Source organism: Rosettibacter firmus, assembly GCF_036860695.1.
Classification (GTDB): domain Bacteria; phylum Bacteroidota; class Ignavibacteria; order Ignavibacteriales; family Melioribacteraceae; genus Rosettibacter; species Rosettibacter firmus.
Map to the genome: position 1 here is coordinate 736,631 of NZ_JAYKGJ010000002.1, position 17,741 is coordinate 754,371.

At 28.9% G+C, this 17,741-nt stretch carries 15 protein-coding genes; 4 read left to right on the forward strand and 11 right to left on the reverse strand.

Translation table 11 applies throughout. The features are described from left to right. Window positions 1–1,050: an endonuclease/exonuclease/phosphatase family protein gene (locus VJY38_RS10085; RefSeq protein ID WP_353680569.1), complete on the reverse strand. Its 1,050-nt coding sequence runs from the start codon at window positions 1,048–1,050 to the stop codon at window positions 1–3. An 85-nt stretch (window positions 1,051–1,135) separates the two neighbouring features. On the opposite strand from VJY38_RS10085, the gene polA reads away from it, so the two are divergent. Next, window positions 1,136–3,925 (forward strand): DNA polymerase I, encoded by a 2,790-nt coding sequence (polA, locus tag VJY38_RS10090; RefSeq protein WP_353680570.1) that lies wholly within the window; start codon window positions 1,136–1,138, stop codon window positions 3,923–3,925. A gap of 3 nt (window positions 3,926–3,928) precedes the next feature. Here the strand turns inward: polA and VJY38_RS10095 are convergent, their stop codons facing one another. From VJY38_RS10095 to VJY38_RS10140, 10 genes are all read right to left on the reverse strand, one after another. Further along, window positions 3,929–4,528 (reverse strand): hypothetical protein, encoded by a 600-nt coding sequence (locus tag VJY38_RS10095; RefSeq protein WP_353680571.1) that lies wholly within the window; start codon window positions 4,526–4,528, stop codon window positions 3,929–3,931. 1 nt (window position 4,529) lies between these two features. Next, window positions 4,530–5,681 (reverse strand): outer membrane protein assembly factor BamB family protein, encoded by a 1,152-nt coding sequence (locus VJY38_RS10100; RefSeq protein ID WP_353680572.1) that lies wholly within the window; start codon window positions 5,679–5,681, stop codon window positions 4,530–4,532. Continuing rightward, window positions 5,678–8,368 (reverse strand): hypothetical protein, encoded by a 2,691-nt coding sequence (locus tag VJY38_RS10105; protein WP_353680573.1) that lies wholly within the window; start codon window positions 8,366–8,368, stop codon window positions 5,678–5,680. Before VJY38_RS10105 ends, VJY38_RS10100 begins: the two co-directional genes overlap by 4 nt. Window positions 8,369–8,499: 131 nt before the next feature. Beyond that, window positions 8,500–9,531 carry a bifunctional phosphoglucose/phosphomannose isomerase gene (locus tag VJY38_RS10110; protein WP_353680574.1) on the reverse strand — a complete coding sequence of 344 codons (1,032 nt, stop codon included), beginning with the start codon at window positions 9,529–9,531 and terminating at the stop codon, window positions 8,500–8,502. 8 nt (window positions 9,532–9,539) lie between these two features. After that, complete coding sequence (gene ptsP / locus VJY38_RS10115) at window positions 9,540–11,288, reverse strand: phosphoenolpyruvate--protein phosphotransferase (protein WP_353680575.1); 1,749 nt, start codon at window positions 11,286–11,288, stop codon at window positions 9,540–9,542. 1 nt (window position 11,289) lies between these two features. Then, window positions 11,290–11,556, reverse strand: coding sequence for an HPr family phosphocarrier protein (locus tag VJY38_RS10120; protein ID WP_353680576.1), 267 nt, complete (start codon window positions 11,554–11,556; stop codon window positions 11,290–11,292). Continuing rightward, window positions 11,556–12,554, reverse strand: a complete 999-nt coding sequence (locus tag VJY38_RS10125) for a polyprenyl synthetase family protein (RefSeq protein ID WP_353680577.1) — start codon at window positions 12,552–12,554, stop codon at window positions 11,556–11,558. The genes VJY38_RS10120 and VJY38_RS10125 overlap by 1 nt, the downstream gene beginning before the upstream one ends. Then, window positions 12,551–13,585 (reverse strand): type 2 isopentenyl-diphosphate Delta-isomerase, encoded by a 1,035-nt coding sequence (gene fni, locus VJY38_RS10130; RefSeq protein ID WP_353680578.1) that lies wholly within the window; start codon window positions 13,583–13,585, stop codon window positions 12,551–12,553. Before fni ends, VJY38_RS10125 begins: the two co-directional genes overlap by 4 nt. Before the next feature lie 65 nt (window positions 13,586–13,650). Continuing rightward, window positions 13,651–14,484: a hypothetical protein gene (locus VJY38_RS10135; RefSeq protein WP_353680579.1), complete on the reverse strand. Its 834-nt coding sequence runs from the start codon at window positions 14,482–14,484 to the stop codon at window positions 13,651–13,653. A gap of 13 nt (window positions 14,485–14,497) precedes the next feature. Further along, the gene (locus tag VJY38_RS10140; protein ID WP_353680580.1) at window positions 14,498–15,271 is read right to left on the reverse strand and encodes a class I SAM-dependent methyltransferase; all 774 of its coding nucleotides are present in this window, start codon (window positions 15,269–15,271) and stop codon (window positions 14,498–14,500) included. Window positions 15,272–15,422: 151 nt separating this feature from the next. Between VJY38_RS10140 and smpB the strand changes: the two genes are divergently transcribed. From smpB to VJY38_RS10155, 3 genes are read left to right on the forward strand one after another with little or no spacing between them, the layout of a single operon-like run. Beyond that, window positions 15,423–15,884, forward strand: a complete 462-nt coding sequence (smpB, locus tag VJY38_RS10145) for an SsrA-binding protein SmpB (RefSeq protein ID WP_353680581.1) — start codon at window positions 15,423–15,425, stop codon at window positions 15,882–15,884. A gap of 51 nt (window positions 15,885–15,935) precedes the next feature. Further along, window positions 15,936–17,129 carry a tyrosine--tRNA ligase gene (gene tyrS / locus VJY38_RS10150; RefSeq protein ID WP_353680631.1) on the forward strand — a complete coding sequence of 398 codons (1,194 nt, stop codon included), beginning with the start codon at window positions 15,936–15,938 and terminating at the stop codon, window positions 17,127–17,129. A 3-nt stretch (window positions 17,130–17,132) separates the two neighbouring features. Beyond that, window positions 17,133–17,693, forward strand: coding sequence for a pyruvoyl-dependent arginine decarboxylase (locus VJY38_RS10155; RefSeq protein WP_353680582.1), 561 nt, complete (start codon window positions 17,133–17,135; stop codon window positions 17,691–17,693). Window positions 17,694–17,741: the final 48 nt, after the last annotated feature.

Sequence of the window (17,741 nt, forward strand, 5' to 3'; positions counted from 1 at the left end):
CTATTTCCTTTCTTCAAAAAATTTAAATTTAGCAGATACAGGAAAATGATCACTGAATCCACCTATGTATCTATTACCTGAATAAGTAGGTATTGGAGCTCCAATTTTATTCCCTCCTTTTTGTACCATATACTCAGGTTGAATTATTTCAAAACTATCACATAAATAATCTAAATCTTTTTTATCTATTAATGATGATGAAATTATTATTTGATCAAGCATATTCCAGTCACTACCATACATATATGTTCCTTTTCCAGACTCATACATTTTATAAGCTACATTAAACAATTCGTTAGAAGTAATATTCTCTTCATTGCAATCAACTTTTTTTGCATTTAATATATCGCTAATTGATGTATTTTCTGGTTCATCATTAAAATCTCCAAGAATTATAATGTTTGTATTTTTATCCTTCAAAAACAATGAATCAACTTTTTCTCTTAAAGTTTTTGCTGCTATAATTCTATTTGGCTCACTTTTAATCTGTCCTCCCAATCTTGATGGCCAGTGATTAACAAAAATATGGAGATTTTTATCTTTAGCCTTGTGATTAAGTACAACATAAAGTATGTGTCTGGTTTTTTGTTTTTCGGGTAAATTAACCTTAATTGTATCTGCAAAAACAATATTAAAAATGTCTCTATCATAAATCAAAGTAACATCTATTCCCCTATTGTCTGGTGACTCTCTATAAACAAGTACATAATTTCTAAAGTTTAATTTGTAAAGAAGTCTTTTTACTACATTAATATTCTCAACTTCCTGTAAAGCTAAAATGTCTGGTCCACATCCATCATTCATATAATTAATTACTCGCATTAGATTAGTAAGTTTGGTTTCAAGTTTATCATCAGTCCATTGTTTTTTACTTTCTGGTAAAAATTCTGAATCATTTTTGAAAGGATCATCTTCTGTATCAAATAAATTTTCAACATTCCATGTTGCAATAAAAATTTCATTGTTTTCTAAATGACTTTGACAGCTTAGAGTAAAAGGCAGAAGCAAAATCAAGATAAATGATTGACCGAAAATTTTTATTTTTTTCATATTGTATTGTGTGGTTATTATTAAACTTAATTTTTATTTTTAATTAAGAATATAAAAAAATAATTAAGTCATTAAAAGAAATAACATGAAAGAAAATAAAAAGAAATTTGTAATAATTGATGCAATGGCTTTAGCGTATAAAGGCTATTATGCTTTTATATCGAGACCACTAATGACATCCAAAGGAGAACCAACTTCGGCAGTTTATGGTTTTGTGAGTCAACTATTAAAAATTATTGAAGATACAAAACCAGATTATATAGCAGTAGCATTCGATTCGAAAGAAAAAACATTCAGACATGAAAAGTATGAGAACTATAAATCTTCACGCGAAGAAATGCCTGAAGATATGATTCAACAATTAAATAGAATTAAAGAAATTATCGAAGCTTTTAGAATTCCGATTTATATACTTCCTGGTTACGAAGCTGATGACTTAATTGGTACTGCTGTAAAAAAAGCAGCAAAGGAAGGGTTTTTGTGTTATGCAATTACACCTGATAAAGATTTTATTCAATTAGTTTCTGAAAATATTAAACTTATTAAACCTGGAAAAACCACTGATGAAATCATTACAATAGATGAAGAAAAAGTTCGTGAAGAATACGGATTTGAACCAAAGCAAATGATTGACTTTTTAGCTTTAGTTGGTGATTCATCAGATGATATACCAGGAGTAGCAGGTATTGGACCAAAAACTGCTTTACCTTTGATTCAGAAATTTAAAACTCTTGAAAATATATATAAGAATCTTGATAAAATAGATAAGCAAAGTATAGCAAACAAATTAATTGAAAGTAAAGAAAATGCTTTTTTATCAAAAGAATTAGCAACTATAAATACTAACGTACCATTCGAAATTAATTTTGAAGAAGCAAAATTTCAAAAACCTGATCTGGAAAAACTACTCAAAATATTTGGTGAACTCGAATTCAAAACTTTTGTTTCAAGAATCAAGAAAATATTTTCTGATGAAGTAAGCGAGATTCAAACTATACCAGCTGAAATAAAACCATCTACGAACGAAAATATTCAAGTCTACGATAAAACAAAAGTTAAATATCATTTAATTACTTCTGAAGATGATGCTAAGAAGCTTGCAAACACACTCTCTTCTTCCGATTTATTTGTATTTGATACTGAAACAGATTCATTAAATACATTTGAAGCAAATTTAGCAGGTTGTTCATTTGCTACTAAACCAAAAGAAGCATGGTTTGTTGCCATTAATCCTCATAAAGAAACTGGTGGCTTATTCTATGCTAATTTATCTGAGCGATTACCAGTTGATCGATTCATAAAAATTTTCAAACCAATTTTTGAAAACAAAAAAATCAAAAAAGTTTGTCAAAATGGGAAGTATGACATTGGTATTTTAAGAAAATATGGTATTAATGTAGAAAATTTTTATTTTGACACAATGCTCGCCAGCTATGTAATAGATCCAGACCAAAAACATGGTATGGATGAATTGTCCGAAAAATATCTAAACTATAAACCAATCCCGTTGCTCGAATTAATTGGTTCTAAAAAAACACCAGAAAAAATTTTTGAAGTTGAAGCTGAAAGATTAGCTGAGTATTCCTGTGAAGATGCAGATATAACATTCAGACTTTACAAAATACTTGATGAAATTCTTAAGAAAGAAGGACTGGATAAAGTTGCATATGAAATTGAATTTCCACTTGTTCCCGTTCTCGAAGATATGGAAAGAACTGGTGTTAAAATCGATACAAAAATTTTACAGGATTTCAGTAAAGATTTACAAATTCTACTTGATAATTATTCAAATGAAATTTATAGATTGGCAGGTGAAAAATTTAATATCAATTCTACACAACAATTACAAAAAATATTATTTGAAAAACTGAAACTGCCAGAAACAAGTAAAACCAAAACAGGTTTTTCAACAGATGCACGAGCTCTTGAATCCTTAAAAGGAACTCATCCCATTATTGATATCATAATGGATTATAGACAGGTTTCTAAATTAAAATCAACTTATACAGATGCATTACCAGATTTAATTAATCCACAAACAGGTAGAATTCATACAACTTATAATCAAACTGCTGCATCAACAGGTAGATTGTCGAGCAATGATCCGAATCTTCAAAATATTCCAATAAGATCAGAATTAGGGAAAGAAATTCGTAGAGCTTTTATTCCTCACGATAAAAATTTTGTTATCCTTAGTGCAGATTATAGCCAGATAGAATTAAGAATAATGGCAAGTATCTGTGGCGATGAAACATTAATCAGTGCATTTAAAAATGGTGAAGACATTCATCGAAGAACTGCTGCACTTGTTTTTAAAGTCAATCCAGAAGAAGTGACACCAGATATGAGACGAAAAGCAAAAGAAGTAAATTTTGGAATTTTATATGGACTCGGTCCTTTTGGATTAAAAACTCGTCTCGGAATTTCACAATCTCATGCTAAAGAAATTTTTGAGAATTACTTTAATTCCTTCAAAAAAGTAAAACAATTTATGGAAGATTCGATTAGAAAAGCACAGCAAAAAGGTTATGCAGAAACTTTAATGGGAAGAAGAAGATATCTAAGAAATATTAATAGTAAAAATAAAGTTGTACGACAATTTGAAGAACGTGTTGCGATTAATATGCCAGTTCAGGGAACAGCTGCAGATATGATAAAACTTGCTATGATTAAAATATATAATGAACTAAAGAAAAGAAAAGCACAAACAAAAATGATTTTACAAGTTCATGACGAATTGGTTTTCGATGCTCATAAAAACGAAGTTGATGAACTAAAATTTGTTATAAAAGATTTAATGGAAAATGCTCTACCTTTAAATATACCAGTAGTTGTTGATATTGGAATTGGTGATAACTGGCTGGATGCTCACTAAAATTTATTCGATAAGAAATTTATAAATAAGGTAACCAAAATTTATTTGCATTAAACCAAATGCAATACCACTATAAAGGTCTAAACGATTTACATTATTTAAAATATCCCTATCACCGCTTTTTAAGTATTCATCATATTTTCCATCGGCTGAAATCTTAAAGTACGCAGCAAAAACTCCAAAAACTGCCGTACTTCCAATTAATACTTTGAACCATTTTGATTTTGATATTTCCTCTTTATAAAGGTTATTATAAATATTTTTTGTTAAGTCATTATCAGCAAATATTTGATTATGATTTTCAATATTAATTTTATCATCACTTAATTGATAAAATAAATTATACACTCTGTTACAATCTTCAATGTTTAGCGTATCATAAACTTCTTTTCCATTCCATCTGTTAATAAACTTTTTAATATAAACTTCATGTACACCTGACTCTAATTCTGTTTTTATACTGCCATTTCCTAAAAACAAATTATCAACAAATATATATGAACTGCTATCATTCGTATTTATCCAGACAAGACTTTTACAACTTTGTGATTGAATATAATTAGCTATTAAAAAAAGTATTAAGATTACTTTATAAAATTTCATATTAATTTTTATTAAATGTTTTATATGCTAAAATGCGTCTATCAATTCCAAAGAATAAAATTCCATCAAAATATACTGGTGTTAGTTTTAATCTTGCTTCATAATTTATTGTTTTAAGTATTCTCCCATCAAATGGATTAATAAAATATATCTTTCTATTGTAATCTGGTTGAATTAAAAAATTTTTTAATAATAATGGAGTTGTATTGATTATCCCATTTGTATTTATACTCCAGTTCAATTTACCATCAACTTTTTTAATAGAATAAATTTTACCTGAAAGGTTACCGACAAAAATATTTTCGTTATTAAAGACTGGAACAGAAGTAATTTTAGTTTTTGTATTAAACTTCCATACAATCTTTTTATTAACCATATCGAAGTTATATAACGTACCAGAATAATCAGAAAAATAAATGTATTTATTATCTATTGTTATATTTCCTATAATATAATCAGAGATTTTTTGTCTGTGTAATATTTTTCCATTAGTTGCAGAAACAAAGAACAAAATTCCTCTATCATTACCAAAAACTATAATTTCTCCATTTGATGCTGGTGAAGAGTGAGTGGTTACTTTTGTATCACATTGCCAGATTTTTTCTCCTCCAAAATTAAACTTTAATACTTCACCATTATCAGTAATTACAATAATACCATCATTTAATTTCAACATTTCGTTTGAAATACTTCCATTTATTTTTTCTTCACTGATTGTTTTTCCATCAGTTAAGTCTTTCATAATAAATAATGAATATTTTTCTTTCTTAACATTAACAATAAAATAAATTCTTAATTTGTTTATAATTGGTGCTACAGGAATTTCGCCTGAATATTTATAATATCCGAATGATTTACCAGAGTAAGTATCAAAGCCATAAATCCTTCCCGATAAATCACCAATAAACACAAACTTCTTATTAACTATCAGTGAAGTATTGGAATGACTTCCATTGGTTTGTGCTTCCCATAATAATTGTAAAGAGTCCGTAATCTCAGCATCTTCATAAAAATCTCTCTGTGGAACTTTTCCAAACATTTCAATTCCCTGTTCAACAGGGAAATAATTTTTTATTATTAAATCTTGAGTACACGAAAAAGTTAGTAAGAGCCCCAAGATAAATATTTTCTTAAGTCGAAATATTTTTTTCAAAAATCCCATCCAAAGAAAAATTGATAAAATAATTTTGGTTGAAATCTGCTAAAATTATTTTCAATTTTTTTCCCGATATCATAACGAAGAGTTATAGCATTAAATAAATTTATACGGAATCCGAAGCCAATGCTACCAAGAGTTTCTTTGTAAGATTTATCCCAAGCAGAACCAGCATCAAAATAAACAGCACCTCTAACATTAAAAATACTTAAACCAAATAATGGAAAATTGACCTGAATTTTATCTATAAGCGGAAATCGTAATTCAAAAGATGAGAGCCATAGCTTTTGCCCTCTGATTGACCATCTTGGCCATCCACGTAAATCCCAGCTACCTCCTGCAAAATATCTTCTGGCTTGTTTTCCCTGATTAATAAAAAATGCAAATCTGGTAGCAAATGAACTTCTTAATCCCAATCTAAAATATTTTCTATAATCAAAAATAAATGAGTAATAATTAACATTGCTGTACTTAACATCGGATGTATAACCGAGTAAAATTCTAAATCGAGAACCATCTATAGGACCAGTTTGTGACCATATTGAATTATCATGCACAAATGAAAGTGAATTTGACACCAACAAAGATTTTCTTGGTAAAATATTTCCAAATATTTCTTTATCTGAATTTGCAATACTTACATCAGCTTCAATTCTTTGAAAACTTGAGAAGGGATAATGTAATTCAAAATATCCACCAAAAACTCTTTCATAAAAAAATTCATCTGATTCTGTGATATCATATCTTCTTCCCGCATAATGAAATACTCCAAAACCATAATTAGTTCTTTTTTTCAAACTTATTTTACTAATAGCCACATTAAAATTTTTTAATATTTCGCTTTGTACTTCTGCCGTGTTATAAATGTAAAACAGATATCTATCGTCTCCCATTAAATCACTTAAAGAAAATAATGCACCTCCACGAGAACCATAGATTGGATCTGTAGACAATTGTCCTACAGCATAATCAAGTGTATATTCAGTTTCATATTTCAAACGTTCATCTGTAGCAGGAACAACAATTTCTTTAGCAAGCCATAAATTTCTTGATTTGAGTAAATCGAAATTAACAGAAGAGTAATTGTTTTCATTTTCACTTAAAACCAGATAATAAAATTGAAATGAATATTTTTCAAAAGCAGAAGTAACTAAGCTACTGTCGTTAATAAATGTAAAACTATAAACACTTGTTAAAAATTTTGTAACCTGCTCAATTTTATTAGAATTATTACTGTTATATTTTAATTTCCAGATGTTATAAGTGCCATCATAATCGCAATTAAAAAATAGTTCAGAATAATCTGGTGTAAACTGTGGTGAAGAGATATTGGCATTCACATAAGTTAAGTAATAAATTGAATTGTCATTCAAATTATATTCAAACAAGTTATATTTTTGCTGATATTCCCCTGCAGTACGATCAGAAGCAAAAATTATTTTTGTGTTGTCTTTATTAAAAACAGGATCAATATCCGAGTAATAATCATTGGTAATTCTTGTTAATTTATTTTCAATAAAATTATAAATGTAAATATCTGTAAAGCCTTTTCTATCTGCAGCTGTAAACAATAATAATTTCCCATCACTCGAAAAACTTGGCGAACGAATTGTAATTAAATTATTAAATCTGAGTGTTTCAATAATTTTTTTCTCTTTAATTGAATAAATATGAATAACATCGTTATATAGTGATTTAGTAACAAAAGCTAATTTACCATCTTTAGACACATCAAGTGTTTTGTCAAGTAGATGAAATGCTTCGAATTCTGGTTGCTTTTCTCCTTCGATTAATACTTCTGGTTTTTCTGGCTCTGAATTATCTGGATTAAATTTCATTTTAAATACAGAAGAATAACCATTGCGATTACCAATAAAATAAATTTCTTTTACACCATTATTATCAAAAAACTTTGGTTCAAAATTGTATCCTTCATTTGTTAACTTTTTTGATTTTATGAAATGAGGAAAATTATCTTTAAACAAAGGGAAATATTTCTGTTGAAGTGAATAGTACCATTTATTTCCTATTTCCTGAATAGATTCGCCTAAGGTAAATTCGAGATTATCTTTGAATGAATTAAATCTCCAGAAGTTATCGAGTAACTGAATTATTTTTTCTTCTCCGTAATTCTTAGAAACGAATTCAAGAAAATTCTGTCCTTCTTTATAAATTAAATAACCACTTGCCGCATCAAGTTCATGAAGGGGTACAAAATAATTGTTTAGAACAAAATCTCTCATAACCATTTCAGCTTGAGTATCCCATTCATAAGACCAGTACTCTGCCAGACCTTCAACAAACCAGAGTGGTGGCATTCTTTCTGTATCAATTCTGTGATCTCTCAAAACATTAAATATTTTGTTTGTCATAAATACATGAACAAGTTCGTGACGTATTACATGTTTGAAACTTTCCAGTGAACCGAGATAAGGGATTACAACTCTTCCTTTCATAAACTCAAAAAAGCCACCAACTCCTTCAGGAATAAAACCAGGTGTGATGTTTGTCTGTTGAAAATGAATATGAGTATTATAAAAGATGAGAGGAATTTTAGTTGTTACATAGTGATTAAATTTTACTTTGAATTCTTCGAATGCTTCTTCTGCGTAATATGCTCCTATTTTAGCAAGTTGTTCGAAGTCGTCATAATAATAAATATTAAAGTGCTCAGTTCTGAGCACTTTCCAATCAAATTTTTCATATTGAACTTTATTTCTACCGAAGAAGTAAAATTGAGCAAAATTTACATGAGGAATTAATAAAATCAGAAATAAAAATTTTCGGATTTTATTTAATAACCTCAAAATAAAATTCAAAGACGTTCCTTTAGATAATTGATATTATCAATTGTTGTTGGATCATATCCACGAATAACAGCATAGTAGTAGGTAGTCCAATCACCAAAATAAATTAAATCGATCAATCTTAATTTATAAGTTGGTTCAGTACTTTTAAGATCAATAATATCGCAACCAGTTTTTTTAATTACTTCAGAAGTAATTTCAAGTCTTTTTTTCACTTGAGGATGATAATCATCATCCCAGATATTAATAAGTTTTATGTTCATTTGTTGAGGATTATATCCTTCCCATCCCATAATTTCGTTATGATCAAGTTCAGGGAAATAAGAAAAGAAAGCATGATGTTTTGAATTTTCGTTAAATTGACCTTTAAATCGAGTTCCTACAACTGATGTATAATCGGCAACAGAATAAATTAAAGGCACATAACCAACAAGATTTTCGGCAAGACTCAGAGCATCATTCTGTTCTTTAGCATATTCTTCCCCTTTTCTCTTCAATAGGTCAATTGCCTGTTTAACATTTTCATTTTGTTCTGGAATAAGTTTTAGAGTATTAAAAACATTTACAACTGCAAAGAAATTAATCCATAGTGCAAATCTTGGTTGATATCCTTTAAGAAGTTTGACAAGTGGAATATTATTTTTATTAGCAACTTCTTCCATTTTACCACCAGTTGTAACACAAACAATCTGACAATTATTTTCTATTGCTTGATTAAGTGCTGATAATGTTTCTTCAGTATTCCCTGAATAAGAAGAAGCAATAACAAGAGTATTTTCGTCTGCAAATAATGGAAGTTCGTAATTTCTATTTACGAAATATGGATACTTTAATTCAGTTCTAAAATAATTTTGAATTAATTCACCACCAATTGCAGAACCACCAAGTCCAGTCAAAATAATATTTTTAATTTTTGAAGTATCAATAGAAGATAAATCAAGTTTAAGATTCCATGAGTATTCGATTTGAGAATATGAATCTTTTAAGACCTGGAATTGATTTGAAGCATCGTGTTTTTTGATCATTTCTGTAATATTCATTTTATACCTCAATAAAAGTTTTTAATTTTATCTTGAATTTTCTTATTAAAAAATTCGTGGAGTGTATCATTAATTTCATTTTCAGATTTAAGTTGTAAACATTTATCGGCTAATTTTTTCATATCATCATATTTTAAGCTTCTGATAATTTTTTTATGAAAAGGGATACCAGCTGCAGAAAGACTCAGTGAATCTAAACCAAGTCCAATTAATAAAGGTACTGCAACAGGATCTGCAGCCATTTCACCACACATGCTTACAAGCTTACCTGCTTTTTTTGTTTCTGAAATTATATGATGAAGAGTTCTAATTACAGCAGGATGAAATTCTTGATATTGACCAGATACTATATCATTTCCTCTATCAACTGCAAGCAAATACTGGATTAAATCATTAGTTCCAATACTCAAAAAATCTACTTCGTTAGCAAATTCTCTTGTAAGTACAGCAGCAGAAGGTACTTCAATCATTATCCCAATAGGTATGTGTTTATCAAAAGTTTTCCCTTCTTTATGAAGTTCATTTTTACAATCTTCTATAATTTTTTTTGATTGAATTACTTCTTGAAGAGATGAAATCATTGGAAGCATAAACCAGATATTTTTATGTGAACTTGCACGAAGCACTGCACGAATTTGAGTTTTAAACAATGTTGGATTATCGAGCAACAAACGGATACCTCTCCATCCCAGCATGGGATTTGGTTCATGTAAATCTACAGGCAAAACTTTATCGCCACCAATATCGAAAGCTCTTATAATGACAATTTTAGGATATATTTGTTCAGCAATTTTTTTATAAACTTCATATTGTTTATCTTCATCAGGAAATACTTCATATTCTTCGAATAATTGTTCTGTTCTTACAAGACCTATTCCATTAGCACAATTATGGAGTATAAAAGTCATTTCTTCAGATAGATCGAGATTTGCAAATAAACTGATTTCTTTTCCATCTAAAGTTTCTGCAGGGAGATCTCGTAATTTCATTAATTCTTCGTCATATTCACACAATTTTGCAATTTTCTTTTCATATTCATTTAATAACTTATCATCTGGATTAATGAATACCTGTCCATGAAAACCATCAACAATTAAAAGATCGCCATCTTTAATTCTACTTGTTGCTTCGTGTAATCCAACAACAGCAGGTATGTTTAATGAACGAGCTATGATTGCAGCATGAGAAGTCAATCCACCAAAATCTGTCACATATCCTTTAACGTTCACACGAGAAAATAAAACAGTATCTGAAGGCGATAAATTAGAAGTTACAACAATTACATCACTTGTTATTCTTGATTTCCATTTCTTCTTTTTAAGATTTCGAATAATTCTGTTTTTTATATCTTCAATATCGTGCGACCGTTCTTTCATGTAAGGTTCATTTGATTCACTCATTATTCGTATGTATTTAGAGATTTCATCTTCAACAATATATTCTGGATTTTTTCGTTCTTTTCTTATTCTATCTTTTATAGTATTAATTAAAATTGGATCATCAAGAATCATGATCTGAGCTTCAAAAATTGCTGCTCGTTTATCACCAAGTTTATCTACAGCAAGATTAAATATTTTTCTTAATTCTTTTTTAGATTGTTCAAGTGCATTATCAAGATTCTGGATTGCTTCTTCAACATTATCAACATTATCATGAGATACGGCTTCCTTCTCTTTAGCAAAAATAAATGCTCTGGCAATTGCAATACCAGGGGCTGCTGCAATTCCTTTCAAAATATTTTCCTGTTTATCAATCATTTTATAACTCGTCAAATCCTCTATTGAAAAAATCTACAATTTCGGCTGCTGCCTGTTCTTCATCTTCACCATCAAATATTAAAGTAATTTCAGAACCTTTTTCGGCAGCAAGAGTCATAACTCCAATAATACTTTTACCATTAATTTGCATTCCATCTTTAAGCAAATAAAAATCACTTTTATATTTTGATGCAAGTTTTACAATGTTAGCTGCTGGACGTGTATGTAATCCAGCATTATTTATTATTTTAACTTTTTTTTCAATCATTACTTACTTCTACCTATTAGTGAATATGCCAGCCAGTATAATAAGTCACTTCCTTCTTTATCAGGAAGTTTAGATAAATTTTTTAATGCCTGATTAGTATAATTAATAATTTCTTTTTTTGCATCTTCTAAAATATTGTATTTCTCATAAATCATTTTATATAATTTTACTTCATCAGGTTTAATTCCTCTATTTTTCATTACATCAATTAATTTCTTTTTATCTGAGCCTTTTGATTTTTCAAGTGCTTTCAGAAATAAATAAGTTTTTTTCCCTTCAATTAAGTCACTACCAATTCTTTTTCCAAATTTTTTTTCTTCGCCTATAATATCAAGAAGATCATCCTGAATTTGAAATGCCATTCCAAGATTTTTTCCATAATTTTCTAAAATTTTAATATATAAATTTTCTGCATTACAAATTTTTGCTCCAATCGAACAACACATTTGGGCTAAAGCAGCAGTTTTCTTAAAAATCATTTTTTTGTAATCATCAATTGATACATTATCTCTTAACTCAAATTCTTTATCAAGACTTTGACCTTCGCATACTTCAATTATTCCTCTTGTAAAAGTTGATACAATTTCTTTAGTATTATTTTTACAATCTTTAAGTAAACTTTCATAAGCCAATGCAATCAGATTATCACCAGTTAAAATTGCTGTACTAATATCAAATTTTTTATGCAAAGATAATCTTCCTCGACGAATATCAGAATTATCCATAATATCATCGTGTACAAGTGTAAAATTGTGAAATAATTCTACAGCAATCGAAGCATTATATACATCATTAAAACTTCCTCCAGTAGCTTTTGCAGAAAGTAAAACTAATAAAGGTCTAATACGTTTACCACCACCTGTTATTGCGTAGTTACAAGGTTCATACAAAGAACGGGGTTCTCTTTTGATAAGTAACTTGTTTAATCTTTTTTCAATTTTATTTAATTCTTTCTGATAAATTTTTTGAAAAGTTTCTTTTGAAATAATTGTTTTCAAAATAGTTCCGATTTTTTTATTAGCTTAACTTTTTTAAGTTGTTTTATATTTTGAGCACCAGTTAAATACATAACTGTTTTTAATTCATTAATCCACAAATTTATTAATTCTAAAGTAATATCTACACTTTTTACAATTGATTTTAATATCAATCGTGCAATTCCAACTATATCTGCACCAAGAGCAATAGATTTTGCAATTTCAAGTCCATTAGATATTCCACCTGATGATATTAACAAGAAATTATAATTTTTCCTGAGTTCGTTTACAGTTCTAACACAATATGAAGTAGGTAATCCCCAATCTCTAAAAATACTTGATTCATTATTTCTTAATAACTCGACGGCTGCCCAGTTTGTACCACCCGCCCCTGCAACATCAATACCTTTTACCCCAATATCCAATAACTTCTTTGCTACAGTTTTACTTATTCCACATCCAACTTCTTTAACAATAATTGGAATATTGCTAATCTTTACAACTTGCTCTATGTTTTTTAGAAGACCTTTAAAATTAATTTCACCTTCTTTTTGCAAAATTTCTTGAAGAGGATTTAAATGAATAACCATTGCATCTGCTTCAATAATTTCTATTAAAAATTTTATTTCATCTTTCAAATTTTTTGAGTTCGCAATCTGTGCAGCTCCGAGATTACCAAATAATGGAGCATTACCACAATATTTCCTCATTATCTTATAAGTTGATAAATACTTTTTGTTTTCCAATGCCTGTCTTTGACTTCCAACTCCCAGAGGTATATTTAATTTGTTTGCAACAATAGCTAATCTTTCATTAATCTTTTCTGATTCTTTTGAACCTCCTGTCATCGATGAAATAAGTATAGGATAAGAAATATCTTTTGAAAAAAATTTTGTTCTTAAATCGATTTTGTCAAACTCTACTTCTGTAATAGCATAATGTTCAAATTCGTAATTCTCAAAACCATTTGCTTTTGATTTAAAAGTTACATCTTCATTTAGACAAAGATTTATATGATCTTTTTTTCTTTTAGCAGTTTTTGAATCAGACATTAAAAACATTCTCAAATTTGATATGAAAAATAAGAAAATCTTAGATTAGATTTTTTAACAGTCTTTTAATCAGGTTTGCGATTGATTTCCATCTGAACAATATAATCACCCATAAACTTTTGTTTGGATTTCTTTAAATCAATTAAAGAAATCTGAATATATCTTTCAATATTATTTTCTGATTCAGATAACATAATTCCTTTAATTTTGTAATCATCAACAGATTGCCAGTCTTTGCTTTGTAGTTTCCAGTTTCCATCCAAACAATTTCTAACCTTAGCAATAATATCTTTAAAAATTTTTTCGGCATCTTTAATACTATTTCCTTCATAAAATTTTGAAACATACGAACCATCATTCTCATCTATAAATGTATCTGAAGAGCCATCGAGCTTTATAAATTCACTTTTTGAATTTACAGGTGCTTCAAGTAGAAAAAAATATGCATTAGCGTGTGCTAAAATAAATTTCAATTTAGTACAAAAATCTGCATCAGGTGGTAATGAAACAGAATTAGCTGAAGCAATTGATAATTGCAGTGAATATTTCCCTGTAGCTGCTGAATCTCCCACAACATACAAAATCCACTCCCCACTTTCTGGAATTGATGTAGTGATTGTAGCTACATTTGTTTTTCCCGAGAATCCTTCTTTGAAGACACTTCCCTTTGGATTTACAAAAAATATTTTTGGAGAAAAAACATCTGAGTAAACAATAACATTTATTGCTTCCCCCTGATATAATTCTAATTCATAACCATCGTATCTACCAAAATTTTGTCTGTAATTATCCTTTGCATTTAATGAGCCTTCTATCTTGCTATATTCAACTTCAAATTGTCCATAAACAAGTGTATATAAACCAAAGAATATAAAAAAATATAAATACTTTCTGGACATTTTCATATTTAACCTATTGTTTGTTATTAACCTTTTTTAGTAATGCTTCGCACCCAAAAGAAATGATCTCTCTAAATAACACAATATCAGGAAGTTTTATAACAGGAATACCATACCGAATATTATATATAGGTCTAAAAAAGTATAAATCTTTTATTACTTCTTCAAAGCCAAACTCAGAAGATAATCTCTCAAAATATTTTATAGTACATCCTGTTGAAAAATGAAGTTTAATTTCATCAATATAATTTTTATTCTCACGTAGAATATCAGCAAGTGGTTTCAAAATAAATTTTGGAAGGAGATGTAAATATGGAATGATTTTCAAAAAACTTTTTCCAATCTGTTGATGACCAGCAAAAGGAGAAAATTTAGGAGGAAAACTCACAAACAAATATCCGTTCTCTTTCAATAAATAATTTAAATTATAAAATGCATTCTTTTTATTTTTTAGATGTTCAATTACTTCTCTCATTATAATCAAATCAAAGCCAGAAGAAAACTCAGAATGTGCAGATAATTTTTTTGTCAAATCTGGATCTGTAATATCACCAACATAAATTTTTAAATCGGGATTTTTTTGATGAGCTATTGCTACTCTCTTTTCATCTATTTCCAATCCTACTGCAAAAATACCCAGAGATGAAAATTCTTCAAGCAAGCCCCCTTCGGCACAACCAATCTCTAAAACCCTTAACTTTTCAAAGTGAGGTATATATTTTTTAAAATAAGGGATTAAATATTTTTCAGTAAATTCTTTTTGTTCGTAATAATGTTTTTCTGCCATTAATTATTTATAAATTTCTGTTTCAAAAATTAAGAAAAGTTTACTTGCTCACAAAAGTGAGTAAAAAAAATTTAAAAATGAAATTTGGAGATAGCAAAATTCTTGCATTTATTTAGCATTAAAAATAAATTTTGTTTGCTTTTTTTTAACTATGAACGAAAATATAGAAGAAAAGAACATTACAGTAAATCGTAAAGCACAGCACGATTATTTCATAAAACAGAAATTTGAGGCTGGTATTGTTTTAGTTGGCACAGAAGTAAAAGCTTTACGAGAAAATAAAGCGAGTATTGTAGATAGTTATGCAATAATTCAGAATGATGAAGTATGGCTAATAAACTCTAATATAGCTACTTATGATCAAGGAAGTTATAATAATCACGAACCATTTAGGAAAAGAAAATTATTACTTAAAAAAAATGAAATTAGAAAATTAAAAAAAGCTATCGAAGAAAAAGGGAATACTTTAATACCATTAAGAATGTACTTTAAGAATGGAAAAGTAAAAGTTGAATTAGCACTTGCAACAGGTAAAAGAAAATATGATAAAAGAGAAAGTATTGCCAAAAAAGATTTAAACAGAGAAATGCAAAGAAAATTAAGACAGAACTAAAAGGAGTTTATATTGAAGAAAAAAATTTCCTTCCCACCTGTTAATGAACAAATGGATATCATTAAACGTGGTGTTTCAGAAATTATACCAGAGGAAGAATTAGTTGAAAAACTTGAAAAATCAATTAAAGAAAATAAACCATTAAATATAAAACTTGGATGTGATCCTACACGTCCAGATTTACACTTAGGGCATTCTGTTGTTTTAAGAAAGTTAGCACAATTTCAACAACTCGGGCACACAGCAATATTAATCATAGGCGATTTCACAGGAATGATTGGCGATCCATCAGGTAGAAATTCTTCACGACCTCCCCTTTCTTTTGAAGAAGCTCGTGAAAATGGTAAAACTTATTTTGAACAGGCTTCCAAAATTTTAGATAAAGAAAGAACAAAAATAGTTTATAATTCTGAATGGTTAAGTAAAATGAGTTTTGCTGATGTAATAAAACTTGCTTCAAAATATACGATTGCAAGAATGCTTGAAAGAGATGATTTCACTAAAAGATACAAAAATGGGATTCCAATCAGCATCCATGAAATCTTATATCCTCTTGCCCAGGCAATGGATTCTGTAGCTATACAAAGTGATGTTGAGCTGGGAGGAACTGACCAGAAATTTAATTTACTTGTAGGAAGAGATATTCAGAGAGAATTTGGATTATCTCCTCAAGTAATTATTACAATGCCATTGCTTGTAGGTACAGATGGTGTTGAAAAAATGAGTAAGTCATATGATAATTATATTGGTATAAATGAACCACCAAAAGAAATTTATGGAAAGACGCTCTCGATACCCGATGAATTAATTTATACGTATTTTGAGTTAGCAACAGATATACCAAACGAAGAATTAAAAAAAATCAGGGAACAACTTTCAAATCCAGATGTTAACCCACGTGATTTAAAACGTGCTTTAGCACGTAAGCTCGTAAGTATGTATCATTCGGAAGAAGCAGCTTACGAAGCCGAACGGGAATTTGATAATATATTTGTTAAGAAAGGTTTACCAGACGAAATTCCTGAATATAAATTTGATAACGATATAAAAGAAATCGAAATTCTTGATCTAATCGTAAAAGTTGGCTTTGCTCCATCAAGAAGTGAAGCAAGACGTCTTGTAATTCAAGGTGGAGTTACATTAGATGGAGAAAAGATTTCTGATATAAAACAAATTATTAAATTAGAAAAACCTATGATATTAAAAGTAGGTAAAAGAAATTTCATTAAGTTAATTCATGATTAAATAATGGAGGTAAACAAATTGTACGTTCCCACTAAAATATTTTTTACTAAAGGCGTTGGAAAGCACAAAGAATATTTAGCTTCATTTGAGTTAGCTCTTCGTAGCGCCGGTATAGAAATATGTAATTTAGTTTCAGTAAGCAGTATATTCCCTGTTGGATGTAAAATTATTCCTCGATCTCAAGGATTAAAGTTATTAAAACCTGGACAAATAACTCATTGCGTAATAGCAAGAAATTCTACTAATGAACCGAACAGATTAATAGCAGCTTCGATTGGTGTAGCTATTCCGGCCGATAAAAATATGTATGGATATTTATCAGAACATCATCCATTTGGACAAACAGAAAAAGTCGCCGGTGATTATGCTGAAGATTTAGCTGCTACTATGCTTGCTACTACTTTAGGTATTGAATTCGATGCAGAAAAGGCCTGGAACGAACGAGAACAGGTTTACAAAATGTCTGGTAAAATTGTTCGTACTTTTAATATTACACAATCAGCACAAGGAGATAAAAACGGACTCTGGACAACAGTAATTGCAGTCGGAGTTCTTTTGCCATAAACTATGATACATAGCCATTTTTTATTCTGGATAATTTTTTCCGTACTT

Bases quoted from the DNA above. Each gene is read 5' to 3' on its own strand.
- VJY38_RS10140 (WP_353680580.1), bottom strand. From the start codon at position 15,271: ATGGCAGAAAAACATTATTACGAACAAAAAGAATTTACTGAAAAATAT.
- smpB (WP_353680581.1), top strand. From the start codon at position 15,423: ATGAACGAAAATATAGAAGAAAAGAACATTACAGTAAATCGTAAAGCA.
- tyrS (WP_353680631.1), top strand. From the start codon at position 15,936: ATGGATATCATTAAACGTGGTGTTTCAGAAATTATACCAGAGGAAGAA.
- VJY38_RS10120 (WP_353680576.1), bottom strand. From the start codon at position 11,556: ATGATTGAAAAAAAAGTTAAAATAATAAATAATGCTGGATTACATACA.
- VJY38_RS10135 (WP_353680579.1), bottom strand. From the start codon at position 14,484: ATGTCCAGAAAGTATTTATATTTTTTTATATTCTTTGGTTTATATACA.
- VJY38_RS10095 (WP_353680571.1), bottom strand. From the start codon at position 4,528: ATGAAATTTTATAAAGTAATCTTAATACTTTTTTTAATAGCTAATTAT.
- VJY38_RS10110 (WP_353680574.1), bottom strand. From the start codon at position 9,531: ATGAATATTACAGAAATGATCAAAAAACACGATGCTTCAAATCAATTC.
- ptsP (WP_353680575.1), bottom strand. From the start codon at position 11,288: ATGATTGATAAACAGGAAAATATTTTGAAAGGAATTGCAGCAGCCCCT.
- VJY38_RS10085 (WP_353680569.1), bottom strand. From the start codon at position 1,050: ATGAAAAAAATAAAAATTTTCGGTCAATCATTTATCTTGATTTTGCTT.
- polA (WP_353680570.1), top strand. From the start codon at position 1,136: ATGAAAGAAAATAAAAAGAAATTTGTAATAATTGATGCAATGGCTTTA.
- fni (WP_353680578.1), bottom strand. From the start codon at position 13,585: ATGTCTGATTCAAAAACTGCTAAAAGAAAAAAAGATCATATAAATCTT.
- VJY38_RS10155 (WP_353680582.1), top strand. From the start codon at position 17,133: ATGGAGGTAAACAAATTGTACGTTCCCACTAAAATATTTTTTACTAAA.